A 10415-nucleotide genomic window follows, 5' to 3' on the forward strand; every position below is an offset into this window, starting at 1 on the left:
CCCGCAGGATCTCGAAGCGACCGCCGTCGAGGACCGCGATGCCGGCCGAATCGTAGCCCCGGTATTCCAGGCGCGAGAGCCCGTCGAGCAGGATCTCCGCCGCCCCCTTTTCACCGATGTATCCGACGATTCCGCACATAGCCTATCGCTTCTTGTAATTCCGAATGTTCTTCTGCTCGACCCGCGAGACCGCGAGCGAGCCCGGAGGCACGTTCTTGGTCACGGTGGTGCCGGCGCCGATATAAGCCCCCTTGCCGACCCGCACCGGCGCGACCAACTGGGTGTCGCTGCCGACGAAAACCCCGTCGTCGAGCCGGGTTTGGAATTTATTCTTGCCGTCGTAATTGCAAGTGATGGTCCCGGCACCGACGTTAACGCCCTTCCCGATCACGGCGTCACCGAGATAGCTCAGATGGTTGGCCTTGCTGCCGCGACCCAGCCGGGTCTTTTTCAATTCGACGAAATTCCCGACGTGGGCCTCTTCCTCGACCAAGCTGCCGGGCCGAAGCCGGGCGAAAGGCCCGAGGATGGCCTTGGCCTTCACTCGGCAATCTTGAAGATGGCTGTAGGCCTTGACCTCGACTTCGTCTCCGAGCTGGGCGTCGACCAGGACGCAGCCGGTCTCGATCCGGCAGGCGCGGCCAACCTTGGTCTTCCCTTTCAAATGCACTCCCGGCCCCAAATAACTGTCTTCCCCGATCGCAATCCCTTCGTCGATGTAGACCGAGGCCGGATCTTCCATCCCGACGCCCTTGTCCAAATGCATGGCAACCAGCTCGCCTCGGCGAACTTGCTGCAAATAGGCCAGCTCGGCCCGGGTGTTGACGCCCAGGATCTCCCGGCTGTCCTCGGCCGGAACGGTGTGGACCGGAATGCCCTCGCCCACCGCGATCTCGACCAAGTCGGTCAGGTAATATTCCTTCTTGATGGGATCGGGCTTCACTTTGGACAGGGCCCGGCCGAAAAATCCGGCTTCCACGCAATAAATCCCGGCATTGATCTCGTTGATCTGCCGTTCCTCGGGGCTGGCGTTCTTTTCCTCGACGATCCCGTAAACCCGGCCCTCGCCGTCGCGCAGCAGGCGGCCATAGCCGAAGGGATCGGCCAGCACCGCCGTCACCAAGGAAAGCGGCCGGGCCGCGCCGAGCCGAAGCAGGCGCTTCAAGGTTTCAATTTTCAGCAAAGGAACGTCGCCGCTCAAGACCAGGATCGGACCCGAGACCCTGCCCAGGGCCTTCAAGCCGATCTGAGCGGCATGGGCGGTGCCGCGCCGCTCTTTTTGATGGGCGAAGATCAAATCTTTTTGGCCGCGGAGGTGGTCGATCAAGGCTTCCTTGTGGTTGCCGACGACGAGAGCGATCTTTTGCGGCCGCAAGCTCCGGGCAGTGCGCAGAATATGATCGATCAGGGGCAAGCCGCAGAGCGGTTGCATCACCTTGGTGAGACGGGATTTGAGCCGGGTGGAATTGCCTGCGGCCATTATAATAATGTTCAGGCCTTTCATGGACTTGTCCTGCTTAGGCTGAATTCGTCGAAAAGATCAATCCCCGAGTGACAGGATTCCGTCAGGGATCCTGTCATCCCGAGCGCCAGCGAGGGATCTCATACCCACCAAGGAGGTAGGAGATTCCTCGGCCCCTTTGGGCCTCGGAATGACAACACCTACGGTTGATAGTGCGGATCGGTGTCTTCGTCTTCCTGCCACCTCCGCTCGGCCGGAGCCTGAACTTCGCCCAAGAGATCGTTGATCTCCTCCCGAGTCAGGAGCGGCGCGGCCGGCCGAACCGGAGCCGGAACCGACATCGGCGCCGGTTTGGGGGTTTCGGCCAAGCTGGCATTTTTCCCCATCTTCCAAGGGCGGAAGCGCCAAGCTTCTCCCTCGCGGCGGGCATGGAAAACTTGGATCCGGACGCCTTGGAGGTAAGCCAGGAGGTATTGCAGGTCGGCGTCGATCTCGAGGGCGAAAATCCATACCCTCATCTGGAGCTGCTGGCTTTTCAAGGCTTGGGGAAAAAGATGGGTCCAGATTCCGCAATTCTTTTGAATCCAATGGTAGTCGGGCAGCAAGCGGGAAAGGCTTTCCGAATTGCATTGGCGCTGCAGCCAAACGAAGGTCAACTCGCCGGCCGGATTGCCCAGCAGATAATCGATCCGCGACTCGCCTTCCCGGATCGGAAAACCTTGATCGAGGACTTCGGCGCCGCGCTCCAGCTTGGCGAAGCTCGCCGGCAGGACCTTGGCCAAGGCTTCGAAATCGCCTTTCCGTCCCCGCACCACCCGGAAGGTATTTTTGAAAGCTTTTCCCGGTTTCTCCAACATCTTGGAGACCGAACCCCGTTGCCAGAATTTTTTAGAACTCATTTCAAAACCTATTATAACCCGTAGGTCAGGGCCTTCAGGCCCTGACGCCGGGGGCTAAAGCCCCCGGTCTACCGATATCAAAATCCTAACCTTGTTGGACGAGCCGGGCAAAATAGGAGGGGCTTTCGGCGTCGCGATCCTGCTTCTTCTCCCAAGCGCGGAAACGGGCATGGAGCTTCTGCTCGATGCCCTTCAAGCAGGAAGTCACGAAGGCCCGCGGGTGGGAGAGGACGACCGGCTCCTGGATGGCGATCGAATGCAGCAAGTACCGATCGAAGGGCACGTAACCCAATAAATTGAGCCGAACGTTCTGGAGATGCTTGGCCACCACGCCGCGCAATTTCTTCAAGGCGCCGTGGGCCTCGGCCTCGTCCTTCACCCGGTTGAGCACCAAGTTGAACTCGACCCGCTCGGGCAGCTCCTGGGCGATGCACTTGATCAAACCGTAGGCGTCGATCAAGGCGGTGACCTCGGGATTCGTCACCAGGACGGTCTCATGGGCCGGCCTCAGCCAACGGAGGTTGGCCGGCGAAATCCCCGCCGCCAAATCCACCAAGACCAGATCGAATTGCGGCTCCAAGCTGCCCAGCTCCCGCGAGAGGATGGCGATTTCGTAGGGCTCGAGGCTGGAGAGCTGGCTCGATCCCATGCCGCCGGGCAGGAGCTTGACTCCGCCCGGCCCGGTCAGGAGCACGTCCTGCAGGGCGCGCCGGCCGGCCAGGACGTCGCCGATATCGCCCTGCGGCTCGAGGCCGAGCAGGAGGTGGTCGTTGGCCAAACCGAAGTCGGCGTCGAGGATCAGGACCCGCAAGCCGCGGCGGCTGAAAGTGATGCCGAGATTGGTGGTGAAGGTGGTCTTGCCGGTGCCGCCCTTGCCGCTGGCGATGGCGATCACCTTGCATTGGGCCGGCGGGATGCTCCGCTCGGGCCGCGCAAGCTCTTCTCCGAATTCGAAGGGAACAGCGACCGGCTCGCACTCGAAGCTGAAGGCCGGCTCTCCCGAGCTTGCACTTGTTTCACGAACAAGATCGAAAGATCTTGAGCCCAAGCGACACCTCGGCGATTTCGAAAAGTTGTGGTTTTAGGTCCGGGCGCGTTTGTGACACAGGCTGTCAAAATTGGCAAGACCCTTGTACAGCATGGCGTTGACAAAGCGGGGTTCCCCGCTTAGGACGCGCACCATGTTTCGGAAGATCCACGCCCTCGCCGCACTCGCCACGCCACTAGCCCTCTTCGCCTGCGCCGCGCCCAAAAGCATGCCGTCGGATTTGGCCAGTTTGCGCAGCTCCGAGGAGCTGGGCCAAGCCTCGCGGCGCGCCTACGGCCAGGCCCAATCGGCGAGCTCCAAGGATGAAAAGCTGAAATTCTCCCATGAGGGCATCGTCTACGCCCAAAAGTGCCTCAAGTCGGCGCCCCAAGAACCGGCCTGCCTCTATTTCGAAACCCTCAACACCGGGATTTACATCCGCCACCACATCCCCAATTACCAGCGGGGCCTCAAGACCATGGTGCGGAACTGCGAAACCCTGATCGAAGTCCGTCCGGATTTCGAACAAGCCGGCTGCTACCGGGTCTTGGGCAACATTTATTCCCAGGCCCCCTCCTTCTCGCTCAACCCCAAGAACATCACCCAGGATCTGGACAAATCGGTGACCTATTTCCGGGAAGCGGTGAAATTGGCCCCGGACTACCCGCTCAACCGGCTCTTTCTGGCCAAGGCCCTGGAGCAAACCGGGGAAACCGACGAAGCCAAGACCGAGCTTCAGGCCTTCGACCGGCTGCCGCCCGGCGACCTCGAACGAGACTACCCGGACTGGAAAAAAGAGCGCGACGCGCTGGCACAGAGCTTGCTGAAATAACTAATTTTCACTATGCAATGGCGAACCAAACCCGGAGGAAAATATGGCCAGCGTCAATAAAGTGATTTTGATCGGCAACCTCGGCAGCGATCCCGAGGTGAAATACACCCCGAGCGGCACCGCCGTCGCCAACTTCAATATCGCCACCAACGAATCTTGGCTGAGCAAGGATGGGAAGAAGGAAGAACGGACCGAGTGGCACAAGATCGTGGTGTGGAGCAAGCTGGCCGAGCTCTGCGGCGAGTACCTGTCCAAGGGCCGGCCGGTTTACATCGAGGGCCGGCTCCAGACCCGGGAATGGAACGACAAGGACGGCAACAAGCGTTACACCACCGAGATCGTCGCTCAGACCATCCAATTCCTCGGCGGACCCGGCGAACGGGGCGAGCGAAGCGAAGGCCGGCCGGCCCGCAGCGCCCGCGGCGGCTCGCCCGGCATCGAGGAAGCCGTCCCGGTCGAGGCCGACGACGACATTCCGTTTTAGGCGTTGTCATACCGGCGTCCGGCGTACCGTCATCCCGAGCGGAGCGAGGGATCCTTGCGGAGTTTCTTGGCGCCAAGAAGCTCCGCAGGGATTCCTCGTCGCTTTGCTCCTCGGAATGACAATTGCCAGCAACTTCTTTAGCTTTTCGTCGAAAATTACGGGATAAAGACACGAGAATTCGGCTCGGGCGTGTCGCTAAACCTAACCATAGGTGGGCACAGCCATGGCCGATCCGGTCTATACCCGATTCAAGATCGTGGGCGGAAACTCCTCCGACTGCACGCAAGCCGCTCCCGATCCCTCCAAAGATCCCTGTAAAATCGACGTCTTCGAGACGAACCTCGAGGAGTCCTTCGTCCTTGAGCGCAGCGGCGACCGCTACAGTGTGGCCGCCGCCGACAAGGCCAAAGTCGCCCGGCTCTTCCCTTCCTATTCACCGCCGGCCCGCCAAATCGGGGAATACCTCCTGGTGCGCAGTGAATTTTTCAAGCTTTTGGGCGACAAGGCCAAGCCGGCCGCGATCCTCAAGCAGATCAAGCTGAGCGGGGGCCAAAGCACCGAGGAAGTCCTCGAAGGCTGGACCAACTACGTGGCCAGCTTCATCTCGCACGGCAGCCTCAGCCCGAATTCCGATGCCTCCAAGAAGTTCCAGGAAGACGTCATCGGGATCATGACCTACATGTCGGTCGACCCGACCCTGAACACCTTGGTCGGAAAAATCCTCACCGCGATCAAGAGCAACCCCAAGCTGAGCGCCGAAGCCAAGAAAAGGGCCGAATGGCTGCTGGTGGTCCAGTCGGTCCGGGAGAAGATCTGGCAAATCGAAAAGCCGATGATGGATAAGTCCCAGGGCTTAAGCGACGAGCTCAAGATGAAGTCCTCGCAGATCCTCACCTTCCTCATGGCCAACCACCTGATGGCCGACAAAGGTTACGCCAACTATCTCTATTCGAGCGGCGTGCAAAAGACCGCCCAGAATTTCGACGACATCCTGAGCAAGATCGATTCGAGCTACGACTCCTCCAAGAACTATTACGCCTACATGTCGTCGGTGATGCGGGGCTTGAAATCGCTCGACATCCCGACCGAGTACCTGCCTGATTTCCGCCAACGGGTGAACTTCGTCGAGGCCGAATATGAAAAGAAAGGCCAGCAGGAAACGCTGACCTTGCTGGCCGCCAAGCCCGAGGAAACGGCCTACCGGGAATACCTCCGCATCAAATACGGGCAAGGCGCCCACCGGGGCGCGGCCTTGGACATCTTCCTCAAGCGCATGAAGGTGAAAAGCAAGCCGGAGGCGCCGATTCCCTCGGTCGACATGGTCGGAGCGGCGACCGATATCCGGACTTGGATCGACGGCCTGCCGGCCGACCAGCAAAAGTCGGCCACCGACGCCTTGCTGTCCCTGCTCAAGGAGCTCTTCGAGCGGAACTCCAAGATTCAAATCTACTGGGGAAAGAAGGTTCAGGAATCCGACGATTTCTACAACAGCTTCCCGATCATGGGAGCCCAGAAGACGGCGCTGGAAGACCTCATCGTCTGGGCCCGCCGCAAATCCAAAAGCGAATCGGGCCTGCCGCCGGTCACTCCCCATGTCGGGCTCCGCAAATGGACCTTGACCAGCGAGTTGGCCATCGGGGCCACCGGCTTCACCGTGGCCGCGGCCATGATCCCGCTGCAGTATTCGGACGGCAAGTATTATGGCCAAGGCGCCGGGGTCATCCTCGGCGCCTCGGGCCTGGGGGCCGCGGCCGGCAATGCCCTCTCCTACGCCTTCGACGTCGATAAGCACTCCTGGGCCTTCGACTTCGTCGGGGCCTTGGTCGGCGGCGCCGTCGGCGGCTTGGTCTATGGCTTCACCGTCAATCCCAACCCCTGGAGCCTGGGACCTCAGCCTCCCGGCCCCGTCGACCCCGGCACCCGCTACCCGGTCGACCCCTACGGCCCTTAAGGGGCATAGATAGCAACTATTGGGTTTTCATTCCGAAAAGACTCTTGCTAGATAACCCTGGTAATCCGTCGCTTGACCTTTATAAGTGACTGATTTTATTGGACCTGGGGATTTGGTAAGGGGCACATCGACCGCTTTTAAGGCGGCTGTTGAAGGGGCCATTCTCCCGGCGATGGTGTTTCTGCCTATTCCCTCATTCAGAGGCGAATGCCATGGCCGATCCGATTCATAATTTTGTCACCATCCAGAACCGCGCCACCGAATGCACCGATCCGCCGGTCGACGCCAGCCAAGATCCCTGCAAAGTCTCGGTCGAGGAAGCCACTTCCGGATCCATCTTCACGCTTGAGCGCAAGGGCCAGAGCTTCCAACTGGCCGCGGCCGATGCGGCCAAGGTCACGAAGGCCTTCCCCGGTTACAACCCGCCTTCGCGCTTGCTCGTCGATTACCTCCGGGTGCGCGGTGAGTTCATCAAGATCCTGGGCGATGAGAAAAGCCCTTCGGCCTTGATGGATAAAATCGTCATCGAAGGCACCGACCAGGACACCAAGCTCCGAGCCGTCGCGGGTTGGACCAATTTCTTCGCCAACTTCGTCGCCTTCGGCCAGCTCGATCCCAAGCATCAAAAGATGAAGGAGCTCCAGATCAACACGATCCGGGCGGCTCTGTCGACCTTCGTCGATCCGACCTTGGGAACCAGCGTCGAGAAGGTGATCGCCAAGCTGGCGGCCGATCCCAAGCTGACGCCGGAAAGCCGGACCCGGGTGGAATGGCTTCAGCAAGTCTTCACGGCCCGCGAGAAGTTCTGGGCGGCGATGAAGCCCAAGATGGACAAGTCGGCCCAGCTCAGCAAGGAGCTGAAGCTGCGCAGCATCAACTTCTTGGTCTTCCTCTTCGCCAACCACATCATGGCCGAGAACGGCTACAATCTTTACCTGTATGCCGGCGAGATCAAGGAAACCGCCAAGGCCTACAACGACCTGCTCTCCAAGGTCGATCCGGACTACGACGCCTCCAAGAACTTCTACGCCTTCATCGCCGAGGCCATGAAGACCCTGCAAAACTCCCAGCTCAAGCCGGAGTACCAGAAAGATTTCGAGATCCGGGCCAAGTTCATTCAGGGCCAATACGAGAAGGCCGCCCAGCAAGAGATGGTGGACCTGCTCGCGGCCCAGCCGCCGCAAGAGGCTTTCAAGGAATACCTGCTGATCAAGTACGGCAACACTGTGGAAAGAAAGGCCGCCCTCGAGATCATCCTTCGCCATATGAAGGTCAAGACCGAAGGCCAAAAGGAAGTTTACAGCTTCGACATGTCGAAGATCGACCGCGACCTCCGCACCTGGGCGGCGGCCAAGTCGGGACCCAGCTACAACCGGGCGCTGGCTGCGGTTCTTCACCTGCTGAAGACGCTCTTCGAGCGCGGCGGCAAGATGGAAGTCTTCGACGACAAGAAGATCCAGTCGGTCGACACCTTCTATGAAAGCGGGAACTTCGACTTGCTCAGCTCGAACAAAAAAGCCCTGGAAGATTTGATCGTTTGGGCCCGCAGCTCGGCGATCGACATCAACTTGGATCTCAGGCCCGAGGACAAGCCCCACCTCGGGCTCCGCAAATGGACCCTAGTCGGCGAGGCCGGTGTCGGTGTGGCCGGCTTCGGCGCCTTCGGCGGATCCTTCGCCATGAAAAAAGGCTCGCAGGAGCGCTACTACACCCAAGGCATGGGCTTGGCCCTGGGCGCTTCGGGTCTCTGCGCCGCCGGCGGCAATCTTTTGGCCCACAAGCTCGACATGAACGGCAAGAGTTGGCTCTTCGACTTGGGCGGCGCGATCATCTGCGGCGCCGCGGCCGGCTCGCTCTATTTCGGCTTGGCCGACCGCCCGGGCAACGGCGGTCCCTCGGGCATGCCTCCGGGCCCGGGCACCCGCAATCCGGTCGACGAGTACGGCCCTTGAGATTTGACAAGGTCGGCTCAAACGGTTAGCGGTCTTTCATGACCGACAATATTCATAAAATCGTCATCGTCGGGTCCGGCGGCGCCGGACTCACCGCCGCCATCTACGCGGCCCGGGCCAACCTCAATCCCGTCGTCATCGATGGCACCCTGCCCGGCGGCCAACTCACCACCACGACCGACGTCGAAAATTTTCCCGGCTTTCCCGAAGGCATCATGGGTCCCGAGCTGATGGACCGGATGCGCAAGCAAGCCGAGCGCTTCGGCACCCAGATCCTCTTTGACCAAGTGATCGGCGCCGACCTCAAGTCCAACCCCAAGAAGATCCAGCTCGGTCAAGGCGAGATCTTGGCTCATGCGGTGATCATCGCGACCGGCGCCTCGCCCAAGCTGATCGGCCTGGACGCCGAGAAGAAATTGATGGGCCGCGGGGTATCGACCTGCGCCACCTGCGACGGCGCCTTTTTCCGCGGCGCCGACCTGGTCGTCGTCGGTGGCGGCGATTCGGCGATGGAGGAGGCGACCTTTCTCACCAAATTCGCCAAAAAGGTCTATCTGGTTCACCGCCGGCACGAGCTTCGGGCCAGCAAGATCATGCAGGAGCGGGCCTTCAAGAACGAAAAGATCGAGTTCGTCTGGGATACCGTCGTCGAGGACATCCTGAGCGAGGGCAAAAACGAGGTCACCGGCGTCCGGCTCAAGAATCTCAAAACCGGCGAAAGCCGCGAGCTCAAGGTCGACGGCATCTTCGTGGCGATCGGCCACGTCCCCAACTCGGCCTTCGTCCCCGAATTGTCGACCGACGCCAACGGCTACATCCTGACGACCAAGGGCAGCCACACCGACATCCCCGGCGTCTTCGCGGCCGGCGACTGCGTCGACCACACCTACCGCCAAGCCATCACCGCCGCCGGCATGGGTTGCATGGCGGCCTTGGATGCCGAGCGCTATTTGGCGGGCTTGGGCCTGGATCACTGATGCTGTCATTCCGAGCGAAGCGAGGAATCTCATACCCACCAAGCCGGCTATAGCTCCGTCCTCTATTCTATATTACGGTCGTGAGATCCTTAAATGACGGGTTCGATTTTCGAACCAAATTGATTTTTTTGATTCGAGACCAGGACTTAATTTGTTTTTCACGAGCGATCGCAAGCCTGACCTCCTCAAACGCTTCAAAGTAAATTAGACGATTCAAGTTATAGCTTGACGTAAAGCCCTCCTTGTTTTTTGAAGAGTGTTCCCAAAGCCGGCGTCGAAGATCATTGGTGACACCGACGTACAAGGTCCCGGAGCGATTAGTCAGCAGATAAACATAATAAATTTTCGCCTTCATCCGGGTGAAAGAAGCAAATAGGATACCAGGTTTTTACGCCACCTTGGTGGGTATGAGATTCCTCGCCTCGCTCGGAATGACATGGCTCAAACTTTGCTTCTAACCCCACCATGAGCACCGTCACCCTGCTCTCGGCCGGAATCCTCGGTATCGATGCCTTCCCCATCCACGTCGAAGTCGACATCGGCCAAGGCTTGCCCGGATGGTCCACCGTCGGCTTGCCCGAAAGCGCGGTGCGGGAATCCAAAGACCGGGTCATCGCCGCCATTCACAACTGCGGCTATGAATTTCCTTTCCACCGCATCACCCTCAACCTGGCTCCGGCCGACGTCAAAAAACAGGGCACGGCCTACGATCTTCCCATCGCTCTCGGCCTTTTGGCGGCCTCCGGGGTCGTCGACCCTCGGGCCATCGAAGGCTATGCGCTGATGGGCGAGCTTACCTTGCATGGGAAACTGCGCCCGGTTCGCGGCGCC

General features: G+C 60.0%; 10 protein-coding genes. 6 read left to right on the forward strand and 4 right to left on the reverse strand.

Annotated elements, in window-relative coordinates:
• Positions 1-142 precede the first annotated feature (142 nt).
• The 3 genes from glmU to VJR29_00095 form a co-directional block, all read right to left on the reverse strand.
• Complete coding sequence (gene glmU / locus VJR29_00085; GenBank protein ID HKY61794.1) at positions 143-1480, reverse strand: bifunctional UDP-N-acetylglucosamine diphosphorylase/glucosamine-1-phosphate N-acetyltransferase GlmU; 1338 nt, start codon at positions 1478-1480, stop codon at positions 143-145.
• A gap of 182 nt (positions 1481-1662) precedes the next feature.
• Positions 1663-2361: a hypothetical protein gene (locus VJR29_00090; GenBank protein HKY61795.1), complete on the reverse strand. Its 699-nt coding sequence runs from the start codon at positions 2359-2361 to the stop codon at positions 1663-1665.
• An 85-nt stretch (positions 2362-2446) separates the two neighbouring features.
• Complete coding sequence (locus tag VJR29_00095; GenBank protein HKY61796.1) at positions 2447-3409, reverse strand: P-loop NTPase; 963 nt, start codon at positions 3407-3409, stop codon at positions 2447-2449.
• Between the two features lie 133 nt (positions 3410-3542).
• Between VJR29_00095 and VJR29_00100 the strand changes: the two genes are divergently transcribed.
• The 5 genes from VJR29_00100 to trxB all read left to right on the forward strand — a co-directional run bounded on the left by VJR29_00100 (position 3543) and on the right by trxB (position 9584).
• Positions 3543-4220, forward strand: a complete 678-nt coding sequence (locus VJR29_00100; GenBank protein HKY61797.1) for a tetratricopeptide repeat protein — start codon at positions 3543-3545, stop codon at positions 4218-4220.
• 43 nt (positions 4221-4263) lie between these two features.
• On the forward strand, positions 4264-4704 hold the full coding sequence (locus VJR29_00105) for a single-stranded DNA-binding protein (protein HKY61798.1): 441 nt from the start codon (positions 4264-4266) through the stop codon (positions 4702-4704).
• 223 nt (positions 4705-4927) lie between these two features.
• Positions 4928-6655: a hypothetical protein gene (locus VJR29_00110; GenBank protein HKY61799.1), complete on the forward strand. Its 1728-nt coding sequence runs from the start codon at positions 4928-4930 to the stop codon at positions 6653-6655.
• A 212-nt stretch (positions 6656-6867) separates the two neighbouring features.
• Complete coding sequence (locus VJR29_00115; protein HKY61800.1) at positions 6868-8607, forward strand: hypothetical protein; 1740 nt, start codon at positions 6868-6870, stop codon at positions 8605-8607.
• Positions 8608-8645: 38 nt separating this feature from the next.
• Entirely contained in the window at positions 8646-9584 is a 939-nt protein-coding gene (gene trxB / locus VJR29_00120) for a thioredoxin-disulfide reductase (GenBank protein ID HKY61801.1), read from the forward strand.
• Positions 9585-9651: 67 nt separating this feature from the next.
• Here the strand turns inward: trxB and VJR29_00125 are convergent, their stop codons facing one another.
• Complete coding sequence (locus tag VJR29_00125) at positions 9652-9939, reverse strand: GIY-YIG nuclease family protein (protein ID HKY61802.1); 288 nt, start codon at positions 9937-9939, stop codon at positions 9652-9654.
• 110 nt (positions 9940-10049) lie between these two features.
• Between VJR29_00125 and VJR29_00130 the strand changes: the two genes are divergently transcribed.
• The coding region (locus tag VJR29_00130; protein HKY61803.1) for a magnesium chelatase domain-containing protein at positions 10050-10415 on the forward strand (366 nt) is incomplete at its 3' end.

It is taken from the genome of bacterium, assembly GCA_035281585.1.
GTDB lineage: Bacteria > UBA10199 > UBA10199 > DSSB01 > DSSB01 > DATEDP01.

Bases quoted from the DNA above. Each gene is read 5' to 3' on its own strand.
- glmU (HKY61794.1), bottom strand. From the start codon at position 1,480: ATGGCCGCAGGCAATTCCACCCGGCTCAAATCCCGTCTCACCAAGGTG.
- VJR29_00125 (HKY61802.1), bottom strand. From the start codon at position 9,939: ATGAAGGCGAAAATTTATTATGTTTATCTGCTGACTAATCGCTCCGGG.
- trxB (HKY61801.1), top strand. From the start codon at position 8,646: ATGACCGACAATATTCATAAAATCGTCATCGTCGGGTCCGGCGGCGCC.
- VJR29_00090 (HKY61795.1), bottom strand. From the start codon at position 2,361: ATGAGTTCTAAAAAATTCTGGCAACGGGGTTCGGTCTCCAAGATGTTG.
- VJR29_00115 (HKY61800.1), top strand. From the start codon at position 6,868: ATGGCCGATCCGATTCATAATTTTGTCACCATCCAGAACCGCGCCACC.
- VJR29_00110 (HKY61799.1), top strand. From the start codon at position 4,928: ATGGCCGATCCGGTCTATACCCGATTCAAGATCGTGGGCGGAAACTCC.
- VJR29_00100 (HKY61797.1), top strand. From the start codon at position 3,543: ATGTTTCGGAAGATCCACGCCCTCGCCGCACTCGCCACGCCACTAGCC.
- VJR29_00105 (HKY61798.1), top strand. From the start codon at position 4,264: ATGGCCAGCGTCAATAAAGTGATTTTGATCGGCAACCTCGGCAGCGAT.